Genomic DNA, 25,740 nt, shown 5'->3' on the forward strand with positions numbered 1-25,740 from the left:
AAATAACGCCTGTTAAAGTTTAAATCATGCTGGTAAAACTACTTTGGTAGAAATACTAGCAGGACTTAATAAACCAACTTCTGGTACTATTGATATTAAATATGATTATGATAATTCTTATTTAGAGAAAATAAGAATACAACTCCAAGATTCTTCTTATCCTCCAGGAATATCAGTAAAGAACGTTATAGATTTTATGATCGAAGTTTATAATATAGAAATTTCAGATGAAGAAATGAAATCTTTGTTAAAAATCCTTGCAATTGAAGAATTTTACAATAAAAGAGCCTCTTCTTTATCAGGAGGACAGCTACAAAGACTTAATGCCTTTGTAGCTATTATTCATAAACCTAAAATAATATTCTTAGATGAATTATCAACTGGTTTGGATATATCTATTAGAACTAGAATAAAAGAATTTATTAAATCATATGCTAAAGAAAATGATATGTCTATAGTTTTGGTTTCTCATGACATGGGAGAAATAGAATTCTTATGTGATAGGGTTATTTTCTTAAAAGACGGTAAAAAAATTTTTGACGTATATATGGAAGATATAATAAAAAAATATACATCGTTAGAAAAATTTGTAACTTATTATTTAAATAATTAATATATAAAAAAATCAGATTCAGTTATCTGATTTTTTTATATTAATTAAAATATAGATTATTCGTTTTATTAAGACTTTGTACTGAATTTAACACTACTTACAGTCACAAACAATAATAACATTATAGACATGACACAAGCAGAAACTATTGTTAAAACAAATCCACTAGACATTCTATTATTAATATCTAAATTATTATTATCATTTGGTTCGGGTTGTGGATCTGGTTGTGGAAGGGGTTTAGGCGGTTTTGGAGGAACTGGATCTGGTTTTTGATTATCACCACCACCAGTGTCTGGATTGGGAGGTGTTGGTTCATTACCACCGCCTTGATCAGGCGCTGGAGGCACTGGGTTTGGTTCTGGCGGACCATTTGGATCTTGACTAGAATTATCGTTATCAATTGGTGGTTTTGGTTCTTCTTGTTTTTTATAATGCAAATTTAAAGCAGGTAATTCGAAATTTGCATTGAAATCTAATTCTATTCCTGGAAAATAAGGATCATTTTCAATTCCAGATAAAGTTAAAATACTATAATTTATTTTCAAAATATTTTTTTTTCAATCCTTTAATAAACCCGTAAAATAACCTTGTATTTTAACAGTTAAATCATTATAAAAAAATTCTGGGAATTGATCATCTATGAACTTTCAAGCTCCATTATAATCGGCCCCTTTTAAACCGACTGAATTATTTATATTTTTATTACTGTAATCAACATCAACAATGTAATCAGTTTTTACGATTTTAGTCCCTACTAAATCAAATCAACTCTTATTATTTGTTTTTATAACGTTTGTAAAATTAAAAAGAAAATTATCATGATATTCCATACCATTTTTAATTCACAATTTAAAATTAGGATTGTTAAAAGTTTCGAAATCATCAGTTTTAATCATAGATATTTCGAAGCATAATTTTTTATTTTGAACAAAAGCTTGTTTTGTTTTAAAACCAAACAAATTTAATATTGGAGTGTTGTTGTCGGTTTTTCTGTTTTTGTTAACATAATTTAACTCTTTAATAAGATGTTGAGAGATAATCGGAGTAGATGCTTTATTATTAACCGAAATGAAAGTTTTAGTATATTCAAAATAAGAATTTGAAAATTTTTGTTTCTTGTAGATTATTTTTTTCGAAATCGTTAATTCAATGGAAATTAAAAAGAATCCAAACGAGAAGAGCATTATTGATGCTAATATTAATTTATTTTTCTTAAGTTTCATATATACATTATACTTTAAAAATTTTGAACTTGAATTGATTAAGACTTTGTACTGAATTTAACACTACTTACAGTCACAAACAATAATAACATTATAGACATGACACAAGCAGAAACTATTGTTAAAACAAATCCGCTAGACATTTTATTATTAACATTTAAATAATTATTATCATTTGGTTCTGGTTGTATAGGAGTATTATTATCACCTCCTACATCTGGCTTTGGCGGACCATTTGGATCTTGACTAGAATTATCGTTATCAATTGGTGGTTTTGGCGGTGGTGGCTGAACAGGTGGTTCAGAAGGCGGAAGTAATGGTTTTTCGTAATAAAGATTTATAGTTGGAAATGGAACTCCATCATCAAATTTCAAAGACTCGATACCATAAAAATATTTTGATTTTTTAGTTGCAGATAATTCTTTAATATTGTATAAAATTTCTAACTTATAATTAATTTTATCTTTTTTCAGTTTTAAAGAAGAAACACGAACACGAAATTCTAAATTATTAATATATAAATCAATAAATACTTCTTGCATAAAATAGAAGGCTCCAGTATCTGTTGCTCCATCTAAACCTACAGCATTATTTATATTTGAATTTGAATAATCAACGTCAACAATATAGTCATACTTAAAAGTATCAAAACCAGATGATTCAACTCAACTTTTGTTATTGGTTTTTATAACGTTCACGAAATTAAAAGAAAATTTCTCAAGGGTTGTTAAATTTTTTACTAAATTAATTTCAAATCTTGGATTGTCAAAAGTTTCAAAATTTTTGGTTTTAAGTGAAACAACTCGAAATTCATATACTTTATTTTCCACAAAAGTTTTTTTAAGTTTAAAACCAAATAAATTTAACAATGGAGTGTTGTTATCAGTTTTTCTATTTAAATTAACATAATTAATTTCTTTGACCATTTGATTAGCTAACATAGGAGTGTAGGTTTTATTTTGAACTGAAAAACTGGTTCTGTTGTACTCAAAAAAATTGTTACCTAATTTCTGTTTGCTATTATTTATTTTTCTTGAAAATGTATATTCAGTAGAAAATGCAAATAAACCAGATGATAAAAATGTTGTTGTTATTAATATTAATTTAATTTTTTTAAGTTTCATATATACATTATACTTTAATAATTTTTGAACTTTAATTGATTAAAATAGACAAAAAAACAACCCAATGGTTGTTTTTTATTATTAAAATATTAAATTAAAATTTTATATTGTTGTTAATCAAGATTTTGCATTGGGAGAATCAAAAGATAAAAATTCTTTTCAATATTTAATTGTTTTGTTTTTTGAAAAATTAACAACAGCTCCTAAAAAAGGAGTATAAGCTGTGGGTTTAAAACCACCTCAATAAATACCAACTATTTGTCCTTCTGAATTCATGACCATCGAACCAGAAGAACCATAACCTATATTCAAGTTAGGAAATAAATAATTTCAATATTTACTTGTTTGAGATAGACCCGGATAAAAACCTGGAGTAAGTATTTGTTCATTTTTTGGTGGTGTATTGTTATTCATTGAAGATATGTTAAACGGAGTCACAAATAATGAACTTTCTTTATTTTTTAAATTAGGGAATTTATCTGGTCAATTACTTATACTTGGAAATCCACCGATATACGTTTCATCAAGATAAGCTAATTCTTTAGTTGCGAAGGGAGAAATTTTTTTATTTATTCAATTTGTTATATAACTATCAAATACATTCATTTTTAGAGGATTATTTATTGAAGTTTCTAATTCGATTAAACCAAAATCAGGGTCAGGAATATTAGCTAATTGTGGATTTTGTTGAACCAAAAACACTTTCATTATTGATGATGATATTGGTTTAAATTTAAATGTTGAATAAACATCAGTATTGTTAGGTATTTGACCTGTTTCTATATTAATTGTACTTTCTCCATTTCCATTAGGAACGGGAACAACAGAAACTTTAATAAAATTGCTAGCATAAACGATATTCTGATCATTTCTATTTAAATATGTTAGATTTTTAGAATTTTTTTCTTCTCACTTATCTTTGTTGTCTGGTCCGTTGAATTGATAAGTTGGAATACCCATTCTTAAATAATATGAAAAATCATTATAACTTGTTCCAAATCAAGGAATCATTGAATTGTCTTGATGCAAAGCGTTCATAATTGGTGTTGTTGTATCGATCACATGATGATTTGTTGCTAAATAATATTTAAGAGTATTGTTTTTAATATCTTTTGCTATATCGAAAGATCATGCAGTTCCAGACATTTTGAAAAGTCTTCTTTGTCCTAAAATCTCTTTTGAAGAAAATGCCTCAAAGAAAACAGGAGTTGATAAACTATATATTTTTTGAACTATTTCTACTGGAGTTTGCTTTTGAACATTTCCATCGCCGCCTTGATTAGGTGTTGGAGGAGTTGTGTTATTCTCTCCTTGATCTGGTTTTGAAGGCGCAGGTTCTAAAGTGGTTGGTTTTTTATTTGCAAAATGAATACCAACTGGAATCGATACTGCCAAAGCAACAATTGTTATAGTCGTTGCTATTATTAAATTTCTTACAATTTTACTAATTTTCATTATTAAATTCCTTGCTTATTTTGTAGTTTTTTTGATATTGATTATCATGATATATAAAATTAATATTGTTTTATTTAAGAGTTAAATAACTTATTGTATTTTGTTCCAAATTAATAAATGATTTTCATTTTGATAATAGATTTAATTTATGGAAATCAACAACAGCTCCTAAAAATGATGATTCGTTAGGAAATCCTCAACCACCTCAATAAATACCAACTATCTGGCCTTCTGAATTCATTACCATCGAACCAGAAGAACCATGACCTAAATATAATCCAGAGAAAGTATAATTAAAATAATCGCCTTGCTTTCCTTTATATCCACCAGTTGAACTTATGGAATTTTCTTTACCTGTTACATTCATTGAATTAGTGTTTTCAGGAGCTACGAATATTGAACCAAGTTTTTTTGGATTAAAAAAATCTTTGCTTTTTTGTCAATTACTAATAGCAGGAAATCCTGCGATATATGCAGTTTCTTGTCCTTTTAATTCTTTATCGGCTATTGGTGTTTTATTAAAATCCAATCATTCCTTTTTATAGTTATTAAATACAGTCATGTCCAATCATTCTTTTTTATTGGGTGCTTCTAATGTTATAAAAGCCATGTCTGGATTTTGTTCTTTGTTTGCTTTTTCAGTTGTCTTTGAAGTAGTTTTATTTATTTCTTCAAAAGTAGTGTAATTAAATTTAGGAGATTTCGCAGTTGCATTGAAATTATAAACATCTGTTTGGTTAATCAATTGATCATTTCTATATTCAAATTTAATTAAATTTGAAGAAAATAAGTTTTTTGGTGATTTCATATCATAAAAATATTTTGTTTTTTTATCTGTTTGGTTTCAAGAAACAAGAGGATCAGTTTTATCAATTTGATTATTTGGAAATGAAAGACTAACGTAAAAATCAAAATTTTTAATATTTGGTTTTAATTCTTTTTTGATAGAACTTAAGAAATCAACAACATGATGATTTGTTGCTAAATAATATTTTAAATCACCAGTTTTTTCATTTTTAGAAATATCATATGCTCAAGCTGTTCCTGACAATCTTATTTTAAAATTTCTCATAGAAAATTGATCGTATTTGAATATTTCAAAGAAAACAGGAGTTGACAAACCATATATTTTACTAATTAACTCTTCTCTCGTTGGAATTGATTCAGGTTGTATTGGAAGTTTTGATTGTTCGCCTTGTTCTGGAGAAGTTTGTTCTGGTTCAACTTTAGGAATTTCGGGCATAACTGGAATGTCTTCTGGAAGAATTGGTTTTTCAACTTCAGGGGACGATTGTTCAGGTAGCGTTGGAATTTTTGATTCACTTGGGGGATTTGGTTTAAAAGACTGTTCAGGTTTTATTTCTAAAGGAAAATCTGTTCCTTTCACAATATTGCTTTCATATCTATTCAAAAGAAAATAAGTGGTAGGAATTATTATTGCTAATAAAATTATCACAACACTAGAAATAACTATTGATGTTTTAATGCTTTTTTTGATTTTCATACAATTCCTTAACTTTATTATTTGTCTTAATTATAAAGTTTTTATAAAAAATTTGTTTCAAATGTAAATAAAAAAAGACCGTTATGGTCTTTCTATTTTTCCAATTCTGTTATTATTTTTATAGTTTTTTCTAAAGTCTTTTTTCAAGAATTTAATTTTTCTTTTTCTGTATCTATTTTTTCTTTAGGAGCTTTTGAAACAAAATTTTGATTAGATAACATAGATTCTGCTCTTTTAATTTCAAACTTTATTTTTTCTAATTCTTTTTTATGTTTATAAAGTTCTTCTTCAGAATTAAATAAATTTTCTTTATTTACCAATAATTCAAAATCATTAAAAACAGTTTTTATTGCATTAGAGTTATCAAAATCAGATAATGAAGAATTAACAGAAGTAATATATTTTTTAATCAAATTCAAATTCGCTTTGTAATTGGTCTTCAAATTTAGAAATATTTCTTTTTTGTTCAAAATGTTTTTTTCTAATCTTAATTTTCTTATTTCATCAATGATAGATAATGAAATTTCTATTTCTTTAACATCATTTTTTTTAAGTTTTATTTCTTTTGGTCAAGATTCATTAAGAATAGATAATTTTTTATTTTCGAAATTTTGATATATTTCTTCGGTAATAAAAGGGGCTTGCGGATGGAGAACGATAAGAATATTTTTCAATAAATATTTTAAAGTTGGAACAGAAGAATAATCATTTTGTTTGAAATCGATTTTTAATAAATCTAAATAAATATTAAAAAAATCATTTCAAACAAAATTTATTATTTTTTGAGTTGAAACTGAAAAATTATAATCATCCATATTGATCTGAATTTCTTTTAATAAACGATTAAATTTATTAATGATTCAAGAATCAACTTTATTTAAATTATTGATGTCAAATTCTTTATCAGATTCTAAAGAAAATACATAAGAAGAACCGTTTCAAAGTTTATTTAAAAAGTTTCAGTTAGATCTTAATTTTTGAGTAGAGTAATTAAGATCCTCTCCTCTTGAAGAAGAAGAAGTCAAAAATAACCTTAAACTATCTGCTCCGTATTCGTCTATAACATCCATAGGATCTATTCCATTTCCTAAAGATTTTGACATTTTGTGGCCATTTTCATCTCTTATTAAACCATGTAATAATACTTGATTAAATGAAATCGATTTTTTTAAACGTTTAGTTTGCATAATCATTCTACTAACTCAGAAGAATATTATGTCATAACCTGTAACTAACACATTCGAAGGAAAGAATTTTTCAAATAACAAATGTTCTTCGTTTGGTCATTTAAAACAAATCATTGGTCATAATGCTGAAGAGAATCAAGTATCTAATACATCTTCATCTCTAACATAATTTTCTATGTCATTTGGTTCTTTTTCAGAACAATAAATTTCATTAGTTTCTTTATGATATCAAATTGGTATTTGATGACCCCATCAAAGTTGTCTTGAAATACATCAATCTTCTATATTCTCAAGTCAAGTTATAAGAGTTTTATTAAATCTTGATGGAATAAACTCTATTGTATTGTTGTTTTGTTGTTCTTTTATTATTTCATTTGCAACGTCTTTTGTTTTTAAAAATCATTGTCAAGACATATAAGGTTGTACAACTGAATTTGTTCTTTCAGAATAACCAACATTATTTGAAATGTTTTCTATTTTTATTAAAGAACCTTCTTTTTTTAATTTTTTAACTATTAATTCTCTAGCTTTATCAACATCAATTCCTTCAAATTCTTCACATTTTTCATTTAAAGTAGCATCATCATTTAATATATTAATTAATTCAAGTTTATGTTTTTTATAAAGTTCAAAATCATTAAAATCATGAGCTGGTGTGCATTTCATTATGCCAGTACCAAATTCATAATCCACATATTCATCAAATAATAAAGGAATTTCTTTATTATTTATTGGATTAATAAATTTAATATTTCTTAATTTTTCATATCTTTTGTCTTTTGGATTAGCAAACAAGCAAACATCACCATACATAGTTTCTGGTCTAGTTGTTGCTATTTCTAACTTTTTTTTCTTATCAACTGAATAATAAGTGAAATAATACATTTTCGAATTTGTTTGCTTATGAACAACTTCAATATTGCTAATAGCTGTTTTAAGTTCCGGATCTCAATTAACTAAAGTTTTTTTTCTATAAATTAAATTTTCTTTATAAAGTTTTACAAAAACATCCCTAACAGTATTTTGTATATCTTTATCCATTGTAAAAATTTGATTTTCATAAGATAGACTTAATCCTAATGAACTTCACTGTTTTTTAATAAAATCTTCTTGTTCTTTTGCTCATCTAGTTAATTGATCTAAAAATTCTTCTCTGCCTAAATCAAATTTAGAAATTCCTTTTTCTTTTAATATTTTTTCAAATTTGGTTTGTGTTGCAATTCCTGCATGATCAGTCCCTGGAATGAATAAAGTATCAAAACCTTGTAATTTTTTATATCTAATTATTACGTCTTGTAACGATGAATCTCAAGCATGACCTAAATGTAAATGTCCTGTTACATTTGGAGGTGGCAATAATATTGAAAAAGGTTTTTTAACATTATTATTTTCTAATTCAAATAAACGATTTTTTACTCAAAAATCGTATTTATTTAATTCTATTTCTTTTGGATTAAATTTTTTATTCATAATAACTCTTTAAAAATAAAAGTAATGTGAATTAATTCTCATTACTTGATAAATATTAGGATTAATTTTCTCTCGATGTCATTGCTTTAATTATAGACAACAATTTGTCTATATTGGTCTTGTTTTTCACACTAACTGCCAATATATCTTCTTCATTGTGATTTAAATATTTAACTATTTTTTTCTTATTGTTATCAAAATGGCTTTTGCTAACTCTATCGGATTTAGTTAAAACGATTAAATGTTTAACATTTTGTTTTTTTAAAAAAGAACACATTTTTTTGTCTTCTTCAGTTATTACATCAATGTTAATCAATTGAACTACTAAGTTTAAGTTATGTCCATAATTTAAATATTCAACTATAAGGTTGTTTATAAGATCTTGTTCTGCCTTATTAGTTTTAGCAAAACCATAACCAGGAAGATCAACCAACACAAATGATTTAAAATCAAAAAAATTAACCAATCTTGTGTGTCCTGGTTTAGAAGAAGTTTTTGCTAATTTAGAATTATTAGATAAAGCATTTATCAACGATGATTTACCAACATTAGATCTTCCTACAAAACAGACCTGTGATCTTTTATCTTTATGATATTGATTTACAAAATTAGCCGATTTTATGAAAGTAGCATTCATTATTTTGTTTTAGACACTTTTCTAAAAATATCATTAACCTGTTGTTCTGTTGGTTTTCTACCTACTTGACTATAAATCATTCTTATAGTTTGTTTTGAAATTGGTGGGTTCTTTTTAAGTTGTTTTTCAAATACTTTTTTAGCACCATAAAAACCTATTATTAAACCGATAATTAATGCTCCTATGAAACATCCTATTGCTATACCCGCTATTGCGCCTGCTGACATAATTCATCCTTTATTTTCTATAATAATATACTAATTTTATAATATTTTATATTTGCTCGAATATAAAAATTGGTTTGATTGAAATTGGTTTATTAGTTTTATCATCAATTTCAATTAATGCAGCATTAAATTGGTATTGACCTTCTGCATCTTCTAATACAAAAAAACTTTGATTACCTTTAAATTTTTCTATTAAAGTGTCCGGTTTTGCTCCAATAATACCATTAGCAGGACCCGTCATACCAAGATCAGTTAAATAAGCGGTATTGTTTGTTATTCTTGCATCATTTGTTTGAACATGAGTATGAGTTCCTACAATAACTGTAGCTTTACCTTGAAAATATTTAAAAAATGCATTCTTTTCACTTGTTGTTTCTGCATGTAGATCTACAATATTTATATCAGAATCATCATTTTCTAAAATTTCATCATAAGACAAGAACGGATTTTCTTGCAAATTTCTAAAAGGAATGCTTGAACCTAATAGATTAGTAATTCTTATTTTTTTGTTTTTAAAGTTAATAACTTGTGTACCGATTCCGGTTTTTCCATATTGTGAAGTCGAAATCATATTGTGAGGTCTAACAATATTATTTTTAGTAGTTAATATGTCATAAATCTCTTCTTTGTTTCATGTGTGATTTCCCATAGTAAAAAAATCTATTCCATAATTAGATAATTCATTGTAATGTTTAAGATTAAGACCTCTACAATGTGTAGTGTTTTCAGCATTTGCTATTACTAAATCTACATTATATTTTTGTTTTACTTTTGATAATTCTTTTGAAACTGATCTTCTTCCAGTTTTTCCAAAAATATCACCGATCATTAAAATTTTCATTTTATTAAATCTTTCTTCTTTATTATTGTACCATTGAATGAATATTTAATTCATTCATTAAATATTGTTTATAATATTAAAATATAAAAAATTAAAAATAAGGATAAATAATGTTATATTCTGGAAAAGAAAAACAAGAAGAGAAAGGGCATTCAACCACTGTTAATAATAATATGGGAATTGTTGAAGCCTCAAAGGGTCAAAAGATCGCTTTTATTTTATTTATAGTATTTACTTTAGGTTTTTTCTACATTTGAAAAATCGTAAAACACAATCAATTAGTTGATTTACAAATTAAAATAAACGAAAGTGCTTCTAATATAGATGTACAATTAGAAAAAAGATTTGCCACCTTAACAAAATTAGTTAGTGCAGTTAAATCACAAGTTAAATTTAATAAAGAAACTTTAGAAAATATAGCAAAGTATCGTTCAGGAATTTCAGAAAACACTTCAATAACTGAAAAATCTGCAGCGATTGACAAAATTTCAAGTGGCATTAATATGTCATTTGAAGCTTATCCACAATTAGGTGCTGATATTTCTGTTGGAAAATTAATGAATGAAACAACTTTAATAGAAAAAGAAATAGCTGCTACTAGAAGACTATATAATGCAGATGTTACTATGTTTAATGGTCAAATTTATAATTTTCCTTTAAACGTTGTTACGGCTAAATTAAAATATTCTGCTATTCCTTTATTTGCTGCAAGCGCTGAGCATAAGAAAGACGTAAGTTTAAATTTTTAATTTAAACTTATTTTTTCTTAAACAAGGATAAAAATGAAAATATGAGATAAGGAATTAAAGCCCTCCGTCGAAACGTTTCTAAATGATTATGAAAATCTGTTTCTTTCAAAAGAACTAAAAGAAGAATTTCTGATTGCTTATGATGAATATATTGAATCATTAAACAATTACAAGACAAAACATAAAAAATTTAAGCATTGACTTTACAAATGAGTATTAATACCGCTTAGTGTTTTTCCTGGTTTTTTTATTTTTTTTAAAAAAGCAAGAACAAAATACAAAGAGTTAGATAATATAAAAAAAGAACTTTTGTTGATTATAAAAGAAAAAAAAGAAAACAAATTAAATGCAAACAAAAAAATCTTTGATAATTTTGACGAAATGAAAATTTTAAAAGGAGTTAACAAAGTTCTTAAATATGAGAAAAAAGGCCCTTTAACTTCTGCTTTTATTAGAAACATCAGGCAATCTACTTTGTTTGATATACCTAATAACAAAAATATAAACTCTTCAAGTAGTCATTGGGGTGTAATTAATAACTCTATTGTTATTCATTCAGCTCAACAGTCGCACAAAGAATATATGAAAACATACACCGGAAGCGAATGTGTTTCTTATACTGTAAAAGATTTTAATGGAAATGTAAAAAACAAAACCGACACTGTATATGCTTCATATCAACATATTGCTTATGACATTTGAGATGATTATCTTTCATATACGTTTGTTGAATCTTGTCAAGATCTTGAATTTGATTTCAAAGGCGATAAAAGACTTATCAGTAATTTTGATAAAAAAAATGATTTTTCACCTTTGGAAAATGCCAAATTTAATAAAGAATTTAAATGATGAAGAACAAATGAAGTTCAATTCAGAATGTTCTTTACACCATTTACACAAGAAACTTATTTAATAGAAACAGATAATTCAAAAAATGTTCTTCCTGAACACGAGTGAACTAAAACCAAAACTTTTATTAAAAATAAATTCGAAGAATCTAATGTATTTTTTAAAGAATTATTTTTAATGTTAGAAGAACTTATATTAGAACCCGAACTTACTTTAGATGAATTATTAGAATCTATCAAAGCTAAGTATTTGCTATATGCAAATGGAATGTACAATGCCAATAACTTCAATTGAATGACCACTCTTCTTCAATCAGAAGATCATAGACATTTAATTCATCAAATAGAAAACGATGAAAAAGAAGAAGAAAACCTAGTTTCTATTTCTCATTATATATTAAGAGAAATAATAAATAAAAAAGTCATAATTGGTGACATTGACACTTTCAATGAAGTTACTTCTGTTAACAGAGAGAACATAAATAATAAAGATATATATCATTCAACTTTTTATGGTAAAAGTTATACTTTAGAAAAAAGATATACTAGCAAAATGGTTTATTCTGTAAGAGCAAAAAAATTAGTAAGAGTTGAAATAGAATATGATGAATACATTCCAATAAATGATTATTTAAACATATCATTTATTAAAATCAATAGCGACAAACATTTCTTTAGTATGTTTTCTAAACATATAAGAAACAATACAACAGAAAATGTTTTAGAAGCTATTGAAAATTTAAATAAAAAAATTAACGTAAGTTTAGTTTATGGTTATATAGCTATATCTTATAAAGATGAGTTAGAACCAGAATTAAAAAATGAATTTATAAGAATTGCAAAATTATTAGAAAATAAAAAATAAACGCCTTGATATTAGTCGTTTATTTTTTTGTTTTTTATAATGTTTTTAAGTATGTTGTTATTTCTTGTTTTGTCGATAGATAACTTTTTCAATTTCTTAAAATATCCATTTTTGAGAAATTAAGAACATGTCCGATTAATTTATTATTTGTACCGTTATGTGATTCAGAAGAACCAATATAAATACCAATTATTTGTTCTTTTTCATTAAGTAACATTGAACCTATGGCGCCTGAACCTATTTTCAAATTATTAAAATCATACGTAACGCTTGATGTATTGTTGCCTTCTGGGATAATAGAGAATTTTTCGTCACCAACTCTTGAACTAACAAAAACAGAACCAAATTTATTTTTGAATTCATTTTCTAATATTGGTCAATCTTTAATTGAAGGTAAACCAGCAAGTATCGCTTCATCGTTTTCTTTCATTTGACTTTCAGATATTGGAGAAATTCTATTTTTTATTCAATATTCATTATAAGCTTTAAACATTTTTGATTTTGAAAGTTTGTCATCAGAAGTTATAGAAATTATTGATAAATTAGGATCTATATTGCTTGAAGTTGGTTTGTTATTTGTATTACCAAAATTAATAATTTCAACAAATCCTGGAATTTTTTCTGGAACTTCTATTGGTTTTCTTGTTGTCGCTGTTTGTAATACACCATTTACATATTTATATGTAATTAAATCTCCAACGGCAAAAGTATCTTTATTAGCATCATAAAAATATTTAAGAACTGGCAAATTAATATCTCAAGGTGAATTTAAGAAAGAGTTTAAACTCTTATTGAAAAGTGATCTTGATAAAGAAGTTTTCACTGTAAATTCAAAATTATTTATATCAGTACCAAATAACGAAGTTGGGTTTGTTGAAATGTCGTTTTTAATTACAGAAACAAAATCTGTTGCTTCTTTGCCGGTAGCTAAATAATAATTTAAATCATTTGTAGTCTTGTTTTTACCAACGTCAAATGCTCATGCAGTTGACAAAGTACTAATTGCAGGACTAGATATTTCAAGTGGGTTTGGATAAAAATCAAATTTTAAAGGTGTTGATAATTTATTAATTTTTTCCGAAAGTTTTCTTTGATCTATTTTTTTAACTGGAAATGAGAAATAAATACTATATTGTTGTGGTTCACTTTCTAAAAAGTATTGACCATGTTGAATCGCTGGATTATTTGCATCAACAATAGAAGTAAAAAATGGAACTGTAAAATCAACAGAAATAGCAAAATCTGATATTTTTGTTTTTTTAACTATGTTTAAATAGAATTGCTCTTTAGGGAAATATTCTATCTGATTCTTATCAACTACTGATTTACGTATTCATTCTTTGATCAAAAGATCATCTGAAATCATCATATCAGCAGTTATTGGTTTTTTAGAATCATAAACTTTGTGAGCAGCTCCCGGACCAAAGAAATTTGAATCAGCAGGATTTAATAATCTAGAATTTAATTCACTACTTAATGGTCTTAAATTAGTAACATGAATTATTTCTGTAGAAAGTTTTTCAACATAAGAATTAGAAGTTACAAAAAACTTACCTGTAGTTACTATCTTAAAAGAGATTTCTGTTAAATTAGAAGTAGAAATTCTTGCACCTAGATTTCCGGCACCAGCATAAGTTTCTTGAGGTAAATCATCAATATAATTACTAATAGATAATTTTCCATCTGTTTTTGGTCAATTCTTAACTTGAATACCAAGAACACTTAAAATAGGCATTTTTTTCTCATCTATTATTCCAGATTTAGAAAAATTACTTAATTCAAGATTTATTTCTTTAACAAAAGTATTGTAGTCATAATTTTTATTTGCATTTATTATATTTTTTTTAATCGTTAACGTCGTCGCTTTGTTTTTAAAAGGTACTATATTTGCATTTGTAACAACAATTGGAGTAACTATTACAACACCGGCTAGTATTACCGATCCAAAAGATATCAATAATTTATTCTTTAAATTCATCGAACACACCATTCTTTTAACAATAATTGTTATATATTACTTTATTATAATGAAAAGATTGAAACTTTTTTACATAAGATAATAATATTTAAAAAATAATATTAACTATTTTATTGATTACAATAATGATTTTTTTAATTTCTTTATTTTTTATTTCTTCTTTTACAACATTTAAATCAAGAACGATTTCTTGAATTTTTTCTTTTTTTAAATCTTTTTTAATTTCTATTGTTGTTTTTAATTTGTTATTTAACATAATAGGAATTTGAATTGTAGATTGTTCTAATTTAGAACTGTCATAAATTGGTCATTCTTGTTCAAAAACCAAACCATCAAAGTTGAAGGCCGTTCCTAATTCTTCAGCAATATGAGGACAAAATATAGATAATATTATTAAAAAATCTTTTTGATTTTTAATACTTGTAGTTTTTGTTTTATATAGATGATTTATATAAATCATCATATTAGATATAGCTAAATTAAATTCAAAGTTTTCAATATTATTTGAAACGTTTTTAATTAATAAATTTGCCTGTCTACTATCTTCTTCTTTTAATTGATTCTCAGGTAATATTGTTAAATCAATTTCTTTATATATTCTATAAACTCTATCTAATCATTTTCTAGTTCCATCCAAGGCATCTTCTTTTCAAGGCAAGGAAGATGTTAAAGGTCCCATAAACATTTCATATAATCTTAAACTATCTGCACCATGTGAATTTATTATTTCATCTGGATTTATTACATTTCCTTTTGATTTAGACATTTTTTCATTGTTTTCACCAAGAATCATTCCTTGATTAATAATTCTTTGAAATGGTTCTTTTGTTGGAACAATATTTATATCGTATAAAAATCTATGTCAAAATCTTGCATATAACAAATGAAGAACAGCGTGTTCTTGTCCGCCTATGTATAAATCAACAGGCAATCATCTTTCAAATAATTTTTTTGCTTTATTTGAATTCAAATCAATATAACTACCATCAGGTTGTTTTAAAATGTATGCTAAGTAATATCAACATGAACCTGCTCATTGTGGCATTGTGTTTTTGTCTCTTTTATATTTCTTATTGTTAAGTTCAAATTCTATTCACTCTGTTTTAGTTTCTAATGGAGTTTTGTTTGATCTTGGTTTGAAATCTTCAAGTTCTGGTAATAATAATGGTAAATTTTTTTCTATAAAAATATTATTATTTTCGTCATAATAAACCGGGAAAGGTTCTCCTCAATATCTTTGTCTACTAAACAATCAATCTTTAAGTTTATATTTAGTACTTAATTCTAAATTAAGTTGTTTTGAGTATTTAGAAATATTAGATTCTTTTTCTTTGTTAGATAATTCTTTAGTTTCTGTAATATTTAATTTGAATAGTTTTGCAAATTCTGTATCTTGTTTATCAAATGGAATAATAGCTAAATGAGAAGTAGAGTTTTTAACTCCCACAACATAATCACTAACATAAATAGGTAATTCCTTTTTAGTTGTGGGATGAATAACATTAATATTCAATTTAAAACATTGTTTATTAATTTGTTTTAATAAATCTCTATCTGTTTTATTTTTGAATTCTTTAATATATTCTCTAAGATCTGAATTCAATTCATAATCATTAAGCAACTCATGAGTAGGAGAAATAATAACAAATGAAGCTTCGTTTAAATGTTCTAAGTTCATATTGAATATGGTTAATTCTTTATTGTTAGATGTTTTAAAACTAAGATTATATCCTTCTGTCCTACCTATTCATTTTCTTTGAAGATTTTTAAGACTTTCAGATCAATCTAAATTTTCAAGTCCATCTAACAATTTATCAGCATATTCAGTAATCTTTAAAACTCATTGCTTCATTGGTTTTTTAGTTACTAAAAATTCTCCTCTTTCAGACACTCTTTGACCTTTGCTGTTTATAAGAATTTCTTCGTTGGCTAAAACCGTGTTTAAACCTTCACATCAATTAACTTCAATATCTTTAAGTTCTGCTAAATTGTTTTCAAGTAATTTAGTAAATATTCATTGAGTTCATTTAAAGTATTGAGGATCTGTTGTGTTTACTTCCTTGTCATAATCAAAATAAAAACCAATATCTTTTAATTGATTTCTAAAATTATTAATATTTTGTAAAGTAAAATCCTTTGGGTGATTGTTAGTCTTAATTGCAAATTGTTCAGCAGGCAATCCAAATGCATCTCATCCTATTGGATGAAGCACATCAAAGCCTTTTAATAATTTATATCTACTTATAATATCAGTTGCAGTATATCCCTTAGGATGACCAACATGCAAACCCGTTCCAGAAGGGTATGGAAACATATCTAAAGCATAATATTTTGGATTATTAGAATCCTTAAATTGAAAAGATTTTTTTTCTTCTCAAATTTGTTGTCATTTTTTTTCTATTTTGTGATGATTATACATTTTGTATCTACTTATTTTTATATAAATATTTAATTTAATTATATTAGATATTTATATAAAAATCAATCGAGAACATAAAAAAAACCGTTGTTCTTCAACAGTTTATTTTTTTTCTATAATACGTAATTTTGCTGAAATAGCTCTTTTATTATTAGAAATTTCATCAGCTGAAGCTTGAATAGGTTTAAAATTAATCAAACTGAATTCAGATCATACTTCATTGAGTGGTATTTCTTTGGGTAACTTGTTCTCTGACAAATTCATAAAAGTTTTTTTGATTATTCTGTCTTCGATAGAATGAAAGGAAATTATAGCAAGTCTACCTTTCTTCTTAAGAAGGTAACGTGAATCTTCTAAAAATTTCTTAATAGAATCCAATTCGGAATTAGTAGCTATCCTAACCGCTTGGAAATATACCTTTTCAGGATGCTTATTTTTAGCATTCAATTCTTTAAATGACAAAGAATCTCTAATAATTGCTTTCAGTTCAAAAGTCGTATCGATAGTTTTTAACTTTCTGTTTTCAACTATGCTGTTTACAACACGTAATGGATTTTTTATTTCTCCATAGAATTTAAATATTTTTGATAATTCATTAAATGGAAACTCATTTACCACTTTTCAAGCAGTTAATGATTGTTTCTGATCCATTCTCATATCTAATGGCCCATTCTTCATATAACTAAATCCACGTTGGTGATTGTCTAACTGTGGACTTGAAACACCTAAGTCTATCACTATACCGTCAACTTGATTAATTTTTAAATCGTTCAAAATTTGTTTGATATTAGAGAAGTTATCATTTTTTAGAATTACTCTCTTATCATTTTTGAATTTATTTTTGCAGTATGTGATAGCTTCATCGTCCAAATCTATACAGATCAACAAGCCATCTGAATTAAGTCGAGATAATATCTCTGCCGAATGTCCGCCTCTTCCTAGAGTGGCATCGACATATATTCCTGAGGGATTGATATTTAAAGAATCAATAGTCTCCTTTAATAAAACACTTATATGTAAATTGCTATTAAAAGTCATCAAATTCTTCCATTATGTTTCATAATTCAGGCACAACTTCATCTCTATTTTTGAAATGAGTTTTTGAATCTCAAACTTCAAGTTTGTTTTTAACACCAAGTACAACCACCGATTTTGTAATCTTGGCATTTTGTGTTAAGAATTCTGGTAAAAGTACTCGATTAGAAGAGTCAATTTTGACTTCATACGTATAAGCTGAAATCATTCTTTGCAATTCTCTAACTTTCTTTTTTAAAGCGCCCAGCGCACTTAATTGTCCATAATAAGCTTCATAGTCTTCAGGAGTTCTAATTTCGATGCAATTATCAACGCTTATAGAAATCATAACAACTTCGTTGAAATCGTTTCTAACTTTGGATGGTAATGTTAAACGATTCTTTGAATCTATTGTATGTTCATACGTTCCTAATAGCACCACTTTCTCCCACTATTGCCCACTGGACAATATTTATTATACATAAAATGAATATAATTTCACATTTTTTTTAATTTTTTTGAGTTGTGATAAAAATATAAGAATAAAATAATATGAATAAATAAGAAATGAATTAACAAAATTTATAGTTAATATAAAGCTAAATTTAATGCTTGAATCGACCATATATAGTAATAATGTATAAATATTGCTTTGAAATTGCATGATGTCAGGTATTCAAAAAGTTATTAATAATCAGAAATAATAAATTGCAACAAATGAAGAAAAAAACAATGAAAAAAATAATGAAAATACATTATATTTTCCTGTCATATCCAAAATAATGGGCAAAGTAATTAGATTACAACATATGTTTATTAGCAAAATTTGCATTAAAAAATTGATTTTTTGTTTCGAAATATATCTAATAATACAAACACACAAATACATCATCAAAAAACCATAATTAGTAGAAATCCTATAAAAAATAAAAAGCAAAGTCAAAGCCGATAATAAATCAGAAGATTTTTTTGTTACTTTGAACCTCTTAAATAAAAACATAAAAAATATTCTTAAAACAGATAACGAATAACCAATGAAATAACCATAAAAAAGAATTATAAATAATTGAATATTAATTTGAATTTTTTTGATTTTTTTAAAACATAAATAATCAATAACTTTGAAAATTAAATTAATGTGAAAACCAGAAACAACAAACATAAAACTTATTCCAAGATTTGAAAGTTTTTTATACAACACATATGAATTTTTATCTTTAAAGTTAAATAAAAAAAATTTATAAAAACTAGATAAATTATTTTCACTAAAATTATCGTCTAGATAATCAAATAATTTATTTCTAATAATAAAAAAATGATCATCGAATTTAATTAAATGAGAATACTTTTTATATGTATATCAATTAGGCAACAAACAATAAATTAAACAAAAAATAAAAAATAAACTAAAAAATATGGTTTTTTCTTTTATAGTTTTTTTCATACAAAGAAATATAAAAAAATATAATAATATAAAGAAAATACCAATATAAAATTGGTTTTTAACTACAAATGAAAAAGTAACAATAGAACTTATCAATAAAAGAATAATATCTCTATCTATTATGTATTTATTTTTTTTAATTTCCATACATAATAAATACGCAGGAAAGTAGCTTTTTACTAAATTATTTAATACAAAAAAAGTGATAAAATCAATTTATCAAGAAGGAACAAACAAAATGTTAACAGTAGCCATAGTGGGTAAACCAAATGTTGGTAAATCAACTTTATTCAATAGAATCATTCAAAAAAGAAAATCAATAACTTTAGATAGTCCAGGAGTAACAAGAGATAGAATATATGACACTGTTACTTGACTTACTAAAAAGTTTGAACTAATTGACACAGGAGGAATTTCTAATGAAAACAACATCTTCCAAAAAAACATTAACGAGCAAGTTGATTTTGCAATAGAAGAAGCTCAACTTATTTTGTTTGTAATTTCATATAAAGAAGGCGTTGATTCAAATGATCAATATATTGCAAAACTATTAAAGAAAAATGCAAAAAATAAAAAAGTGATGGTTGTAGTTAATAAATCAGAATCAACTAATTCATTAGATATACAAAATCAATATTATGGATTGGGCTTTGGAAAGCCAACCTATGTAAGTTCTGAACATGGAATTGGTATTGGTGATTTATTAGACAACATAATAAAAGAATCTGAAACTTTGTTGACTACAAAAGAAGAAGATGAAGACGCTTATAAATTTTGTATTATAGGAAGACCAAATGTTGGAAAATCAAGTTTAGTAAATTCATTATTAAACGAAAATAAAGTAATTGTAAGTGATATACCAGGTTCAACCAGAGATAGCACTGATAATAAATTCATTTATAACAAAAAGAAATATATAATTTCAGATACTGCTGGAATTAGAAGAAAAGGAAAAATTCAAGAAAAAGTTGAAAAATATTCTATTCTTAGGGCCGAAATGGCAATTGCAAAATCTAAATTGATAATATTAATGCTGGATTGCTCAGAAGATTTTAAAGAACAAGATGAAGTTATTGGTGGATTAGCTTATAAAGCAAATATTCCAACAATAATAATTGCAAACAAATGAGACCTAGTTGAAAACAAGACCTCTAACACCATGGATGAAATTACCAAAAAAATAAGATCTAAATTTAAATTTTTGGCATGAGCGCCAATTATATTCATTAGTGCTTTGGATAAAAAAAGAATACATCTAATATTTAATACTATTTTTGAAATTGAAGAACAACTACAAAAACACATTTCAACTTCTATATTAAATGAAGTTGTTCTAAAAGCACAAATGATGCAACAGGCACCAATTTTTAAAGGACAAAGATTAACTATAAGTTATCTTACACAAGTTAAAAGTCAAATACCAACCTTTGTAGTCTTTTGTAATAATACAAAATATTTACACTTTAGTTATGCAAGATATATAGAAAATAAAATAAGAGAAACTTTTGGGTTAAATAAAATACCGGTCACTCTTTATTGAAAAAATAAAAATGCAAGAGAAAGAAACAAAAATTAGGATGAGCAAGAATGTTTTAGTTATAGGTGCTGGCGCTTTTGGAATTTCAATAGGTCAAACTATTCAAAAAAATAAAAATAATGTTTATTATTTAACTTATAAAAACGATATAAAAAATGAACTTCTTAATAAAAAATCAAAAGCATTTCAAGATATTGAATTATTAAGACCTAAAAACGTTTTTGTTTCTTATGAAGAAGCATCGTCTATAAAATATGATTTCATATTAATGGCTTTGCCTTCGAAAGTAATAACATCAACATGAGAAGAATTCATAAAAATTTATAAGCATAAAACAAAATTAATAAATCTTTCAAAAGGAATTAATGAAAAAGAAAGTTGATCTTCTTATTTTTTAAATTTTGATAAGGTAACAGACTATGCTTTTTTAAGTGGGCCTTCGTTTGCCAGAGAAATAATATTAAATCAGAAAACTCTTGTTAATCTTATTTGTAGTTCAGATATTATTTTTCATGAATTTGAATCAATAATAAATAATGATAATTTTAAAGTTTCTTATCTAGATTTAAGTTATGAAACATCAGCAACTTTAATAGCTAGCATGAAAAATATTGTAGCAATTGGAATGTCAATAGTTAAAAACAAGTATCAATCTCAAAATACCTTTTGTGCTTTAATAACTATTTGTTTTAAAGAAATAAAAACAATAACCAATAGTTTTCATAAGGTTTCTGATTTTGAATTAATTGAACCTTTCAGTTTAGGTGATATTTTGTTGACGTGTTCAAGTGATGAATCAAGAAACTTTAAATACGGACAGTGTGTGGCACAATTTGGAGTTAAAGAAGCAAATGAAAAATGTGCAAATCTCACAGTTGAGGGACTTAACGCAATCTCCTCTTTGGAAAAACTTTTAAAAGACAAAAAAATAAAAACTATATTCTTTTCGAATTTAATTGATTTATTGAATTTCAAAATCGATGTTGATGATTTCTTAAAGAATATTTGAGATAGTATTTAAAAAAGGAAAAATATGAAATTAATTTATACACCAGGATTGAATCCAACACCAATGTTAGCTATTGAAAATACAAAAAACAAAGAAGTTTTTAACGGAATAATGGAAGAATCAAATTTTAAAAAGATATTAAAAAACAAAAAATATATTGAAGAAGGAGAGCATTTTTTCAATATAAGTGCTTATATAATAATAAAGAATAATAATGCAATTTCTTTTGCTTTCACTGATTTTATGTATTTAATTTTCATTTTAAGAACAATTAACAGAGAAATTGTTTTTGAACTTTCTACAGAAGTATATAATGAATTTAAATCAATCATCGAAAATAATCTTAAAAATGAATTTAAAAAAATAAACTAATTAGGAGAATATAATGAGCAATAAAAAAAGAATAATATTGGAATTTAATGATTCAGAATTAACAAAGCTTCATGAATTTTATGAAGAATTCAAAAAAATAGAATATTTGGAAGAAGAACATACGTTTGAACAATTTTTAGCAGATATTTTAATAAAAACTACAGATGCAACTAAAAATATGGAACAAGCCTCAAAAGAGATGAAAGATGTTCAAAATATGATGAAAAATGTTAACAATGTAGAAGATTTATTGACAAAATTTAAAGATGTATTTGAGGGTCTTGATCCTGATTTATTCGAAGAACAAATGAATAATATGAAAAATTCAAATACTAAAAAAGAAGAAGCAAAAGATTCAAAAAAAGAATCAAAAGAAACTTCAAGAAAAACATATAAATCATAAGCACTAAAAGACTTATTACAATAAATGTTTTTTATATATAATATTTAAATGACAAGTGGTTAATTGCTGCTAATAAGCAGAGGAAAGTCCGCACTAGCACAACCTGAGATGGTTGTAGTGATTGTTGTATACTCAAATAAAGTATAGTAACTTGATCAGTTAACGTCAGAAAGTTTTGGAGTCTATGACTCAACAACTTTCAGTAAAGTGCCACAGTGACGAAGCCATAAAGCAATTTATGGAGTGAAACGGGGTAAACACCGCAAGCTAGAAACCAAAATTATGGTATGGGAACTTTTGAATTCGAACTGAAGAAAACAAAAGACATATATTCAATATATGTAGATAAATAATTAACGATGTTCATCATTACAGAATGCGGCTTATATCTTGTCAAGATCAAACACCTTTAAGGTGTTTTTTTTAATATAAAATATTTACAAATAAAAAATCACCTGCTTGTAAGGTGATTTTAATTTTATTCTGTTCAATACGAAAGAACATTGAAGTTTTTGTATTCAAATCTGCTTGTGCCGCCCTGTTCATATTCATTTGGGGCATAGTTCATTTCAACAATTACAGGTAGTGTATAAACAAAAGATTTTGTTGAAGGAGTATAAATTAAAGTGGGTTTTTTATTTTTATCTATTCTTATTCCTGCAGATTCAATGAAAAACATATCAGAATATAAACTATCTGTAGGTTGTATTGATTGGAAGAATCCTAAACTATTAGAAAAATTAAATATATTTATTCTTCTAGCTTCAAATAATTCCTTTTTCATTTGAATGTTGCTTATTCTATTTTGAAGATCTGCTTCAGAATTATATAAATTCAAATAATTATCACCAGGTTCAGTTCCAATTAAGAATGAGGCAGGGTTTGTCGCTGTTAATGGTTCAGTTTGATTATTATTAGTTAATGCTAGATCTTTTAGTTCCTTAATATCTTTTTTAAGAGCACGTTTTGTATTGCTTAGTCTTTTAGAATCAGTTATAAAATTTCCTTTAGATTTAACAATTGAATCTGCTTTTTCTTGAACTGCATTTAATTTTTTGAAATCTTTAATGTCGAATATTTTTTCATTAGCAGATAAATATTCTTTAGTATTTATATCTCCAAAATATGCATAGGCGTGAAATTTCATTTTTCCATTAAAATCATCAATAAATAATCAATTGTTTGGAATTTCAAAATGAATTGAATATTCTTTATTTTCGTTAGGGAAATATTTATTCATAAATGCTTTTTTCTCATCAGTTGTCATGCTTAATTTTAATAAAAGATTTCCAACTTCAACTTCTGAAGAATTTGATAAATTTTTGTATTTTGAATAATATGAGCTTGCATATTTAGTAGAATTGTCTTTTGAAATTAAATCAGTTTTATAATCAATAATATAATTCAACGCCTTTTTCTGATTAATTACAAGATCAGAGATTGGATTAGTTTCTTTATATATTAATTTCCTTTTCGTTCATACGTTGTTAATCATTTCTTGAGTATGTATCTTATATTTAATTTTCAAATTAGTAGAATTTAATGTAATAGTCTCTAAATATGTTTTATTCAATAGAGCTATTGACTGTTCAAATGTAGTAGAAACACTATCAATACTTGTTCTTAAATTTAAAACAATTCCTGTTGAATAATTAATTCAATCTTGCTTTTGTCATTTTTGAACATCAGCTTGAGTTTGCAAATCGTCAAATATTTTCTTTTCATCTAATCCATAACTTCTAAAGTCAATAGCATTTGGCGCTGAAAAATCAATAAATCCTTTAACAGTAATTATTGTATTGGCTGGTATAGGTATAGATTTATATTGGCCATTTAATTGAAGTTTTAAAATACCACTGTAATCAGAAGAACCATCGACAATTTTTACTGTGATATTTTCAAAATTAGGATTTTGATTTAAAGTTGTATTTAAAATTGTTTCATCATAATTAGAAACTAGATCAAGAAAGTTTAATCCTAATTTTTCAACAACTGATCAATAAGCAGAAGAATTAAGATTATTACCTTGACCAGATGAACTGATCTCTTCTAAATAATTTTGTGTTGAAGGAATTTTGGGGATTGTTTTTAAAACGATATTAAACTCTTGTGAATAAATAGAAACAAGCACTTTTAATTCATTATTAATAGTATCTAAAACTTTGTTTTTGATAATAATATCACCAGGATCAACTATTGTTCCTTTTGAAAAAATAATTTTCTTATTTTTAAAAATTGTTGTTTTTATAATATCGTTAGCTGAATTTAAGTTATTGTCAAAAGTTGAATCAAGTTTAACTTCATAAGTTTGATTCAATTCAAGTTTTTTATTAAGTTTAGTAATTTTAATTTTTAAATTTGTTACGGGTTCATTTTTAATCATGAAATTTAAGATTATTTCATCATTTGGAACAACCATAATGTCTAATTTAGTAATATCTTCAATAGTTTCTAAATTAGTTTTTGTAAATAATTTATTTTTATTCAATAAAATAAATTCCTTTATAGCCGGATGATTTGTAAGTTCTATATTTGATGGTAGAACAACATTATTTAAATTATTTATTATATTTTTTGCGTTGCTATTTTCATTGGGTTTTTTCAAAGAACATGCAGTTGCAGTTATAACAATACCTGTTGTTATTAATCCAACAGACAATGCAGCAAGTATTTTCTTTGTTAGATTTTTATTAATTTTTTTCATTTTACACACCTTATATTTATAAATTTATTATACATTCTTAAAGAAAATAGTGTTTTAATCAGTACAAAAAGACTAATTGCTATATAATAATTTTTAAATAACACAATGTAATTT

At 25.3% G+C, this 25,740-nt stretch carries 21 protein-coding genes and 1 other RNA gene; 8 read left to right on the forward strand and 14 right to left on the reverse strand.

Features of this window, described 5'->3' with window-relative positions; translation table 4 throughout:
- Positions 1–19 precede the first annotated feature (19 nt).
- Complete coding sequence (locus AC27EK_RS00450) at positions 20–613, forward strand: ATP-binding cassette domain-containing protein (protein WP_487231667.1); 594 nt, start codon at positions 20–22, stop codon at positions 611–613.
- A gap of 68 nt (positions 614–681) precedes the next feature.
- Here AC27EK_RS00450 and AC27EK_RS00455 read toward each other — a convergent pair whose 3' ends face one another.
- From AC27EK_RS00455 to AC27EK_RS00490, 8 genes are all read right to left on the reverse strand, one after another.
- Positions 682–1,839 carry a hypothetical protein gene (locus AC27EK_RS00455; protein WP_487231405.1) on the reverse strand — a complete coding sequence of 386 codons (1,158 nt, stop codon included), beginning with the start codon at positions 1,837–1,839 and terminating at the stop codon, positions 682–684.
- Between the two features lie 38 nt (positions 1,840–1,877).
- On the reverse strand, positions 1,878–2,963 hold the full coding sequence (locus AC27EK_RS00460; protein ID WP_487231406.1) for a hypothetical protein: 1,086 nt from the start codon (positions 2,961–2,963) through the stop codon (positions 1,878–1,880).
- A gap of 102 nt (positions 2,964–3,065) precedes the next feature.
- Positions 3,066–4,418 (reverse strand): DUF31 family putative serine protease, encoded by a 1,353-nt coding sequence (locus AC27EK_RS00465; RefSeq protein WP_487231407.1) that lies wholly within the window; start codon positions 4,416–4,418, stop codon positions 3,066–3,068.
- A 70-nt stretch (positions 4,419–4,488) separates the two neighbouring features.
- Complete coding sequence (locus AC27EK_RS00470) at positions 4,489–5,922, reverse strand: DUF31 family putative serine protease (RefSeq protein WP_487231408.1); 1,434 nt, start codon at positions 5,920–5,922, stop codon at positions 4,489–4,491.
- A 92-nt stretch (positions 5,923–6,014) separates the two neighbouring features.
- On the reverse strand, positions 6,015–8,579 hold the full coding sequence (locus AC27EK_RS00475) for a valine--tRNA ligase (RefSeq protein WP_487231409.1): 2,565 nt from the start codon (positions 8,577–8,579) through the stop codon (positions 6,015–6,017).
- A 61-nt stretch (positions 8,580–8,640) separates the two neighbouring features.
- Positions 8,641–9,216, reverse strand: a complete 576-nt coding sequence (gene yihA / locus AC27EK_RS00480) for a ribosome biogenesis GTP-binding protein YihA/YsxC (protein WP_487231410.1) — start codon at positions 9,214–9,216, stop codon at positions 8,641–8,643.
- On the reverse strand, positions 9,216–9,443 hold the full coding sequence (locus AC27EK_RS00485) for a YneF family protein (protein WP_487231411.1): 228 nt from the start codon (positions 9,441–9,443) through the stop codon (positions 9,216–9,218). Before AC27EK_RS00485 ends, yihA begins: the two co-directional genes overlap by 1 nt.
- A 46-nt stretch (positions 9,444–9,489) precedes the next feature.
- Entirely contained in the window at positions 9,490–10,284 is a 795-nt protein-coding gene (locus AC27EK_RS00490) for a TIGR00282 family metallophosphoesterase (protein WP_487231412.1), read from the reverse strand.
- A 110-nt stretch (positions 10,285–10,394) separates the two neighbouring features.
- Here AC27EK_RS00490 and AC27EK_RS00495 point away from each other — a divergent pair, with 110 nt between their 5' ends.
- Together AC27EK_RS00495 and AC27EK_RS00500 are read left to right on the forward strand one after the other, a co-directional pair.
- The gene (locus AC27EK_RS00495) at positions 10,395–11,033 is read left to right on the forward strand and encodes a LemA family protein (protein ID WP_487231413.1); all 639 of its coding nucleotides are present in this window, start codon (positions 10,395–10,397) and stop codon (positions 11,031–11,033) included.
- A gap of 33 nt (positions 11,034–11,066) precedes the next feature.
- The gene (locus tag AC27EK_RS00500; RefSeq protein ID WP_487231414.1) at positions 11,067–12,746 is read left to right on the forward strand and encodes a hypothetical protein; all 1,680 of its coding nucleotides are present in this window, start codon (positions 11,067–11,069) and stop codon (positions 12,744–12,746) included.
- A gap of 34 nt (positions 12,747–12,780) precedes the next feature.
- On the opposite strand, the gene AC27EK_RS00505 is transcribed toward AC27EK_RS00500, so the two are convergent.
- The 5 genes from AC27EK_RS00505 to AC27EK_RS00525 form a co-directional block, all read right to left on the reverse strand.
- On the reverse strand, positions 12,781–14,724 hold the full coding sequence (locus AC27EK_RS00505; protein WP_487231415.1) for a hypothetical protein: 1,944 nt from the start codon (positions 14,722–14,724) through the stop codon (positions 12,781–12,783).
- 88 nt (positions 14,725–14,812) lie between these two features.
- Entirely contained in the window at positions 14,813–17,143 is a 2,331-nt protein-coding gene (locus AC27EK_RS00510; protein WP_487231416.1) for a class I tRNA ligase family protein, read from the reverse strand.
- A gap of 102 nt (positions 17,144–17,245) precedes the next feature.
- On the reverse strand, positions 17,246–18,181 hold the full coding sequence (gene rsmH / locus AC27EK_RS00515) for a 16S rRNA (cytosine(1402)-N(4))-methyltransferase RsmH (RefSeq protein WP_487231417.1): 936 nt from the start codon (positions 18,179–18,181) through the stop codon (positions 17,246–17,248).
- A complete protein-coding gene (gene mraZ / locus AC27EK_RS00520) occupies positions 18,171–18,599 on the reverse strand; it encodes a division/cell wall cluster transcriptional repressor MraZ (protein ID WP_487231418.1) in 429 nt (142 codons plus the stop codon). The genes rsmH and mraZ overlap by 11 nt, the downstream gene beginning before the upstream one ends.
- A gap of 33 nt (positions 18,600–18,632) precedes the next feature.
- On the reverse strand, positions 18,633–19,748 hold the full coding sequence (locus tag AC27EK_RS00525) for a ComEC/Rec2 family competence protein (protein ID WP_487231419.1): 1,116 nt from the start codon (positions 19,746–19,748) through the stop codon (positions 18,633–18,635).
- A gap of 91 nt (positions 19,749–19,839) precedes the next feature.
- Between AC27EK_RS00525 and der the strand changes: the two genes are divergently transcribed.
- The 5 genes from der (at position 19,840) to rnpB (ending at position 23,313) form a co-directional block, all read left to right on the forward strand.
- Positions 19,840–21,177 carry a ribosome biogenesis GTPase Der gene (gene der, locus AC27EK_RS00530; RefSeq protein ID WP_487231420.1) on the forward strand — a complete coding sequence of 446 codons (1,338 nt, stop codon included), beginning with the start codon at positions 19,840–19,842 and terminating at the stop codon, positions 21,175–21,177.
- 1 nt (position 21,178) lies between these two features.
- A complete protein-coding gene (locus tag AC27EK_RS00535; protein WP_487231421.1) occupies positions 21,179–22,159 on the forward strand; it encodes an NAD(P)H-dependent glycerol-3-phosphate dehydrogenase in 981 nt (326 codons plus the stop codon).
- A 12-nt stretch (positions 22,160–22,171) separates the two neighbouring features.
- Positions 22,172–22,519, forward strand: a complete 348-nt coding sequence (locus AC27EK_RS00540; protein ID WP_487231422.1) for a hypothetical protein — start codon at positions 22,172–22,174, stop codon at positions 22,517–22,519.
- Between the two features lie 13 nt (positions 22,520–22,532).
- Positions 22,533–22,922: a hypothetical protein gene (locus AC27EK_RS00545; protein ID WP_487231423.1), complete on the forward strand. Its 390-nt coding sequence runs from the start codon at positions 22,533–22,535 to the stop codon at positions 22,920–22,922.
- A gap of 51 nt (positions 22,923–22,973) precedes the next feature.
- Positions 22,974–23,313: RNase P RNA component class B (rnpB, locus tag AC27EK_RS00550), an RNA gene on the forward strand.
- Positions 23,314–23,400: 87 nt separating this feature from the next.
- Here rnpB and AC27EK_RS00555 read toward each other — a convergent pair.
- Positions 23,401–25,626 carry a hypothetical protein gene (locus tag AC27EK_RS00555; protein ID WP_487231424.1) on the reverse strand — a complete coding sequence of 742 codons (2,226 nt, stop codon included), beginning with the start codon at positions 25,624–25,626 and terminating at the stop codon, positions 23,401–23,403.
- Positions 25,627–25,740: the final 114 nt, after the last annotated feature.

Source organism: Ureaplasma rhincodontis, assembly GCF_057537535.1.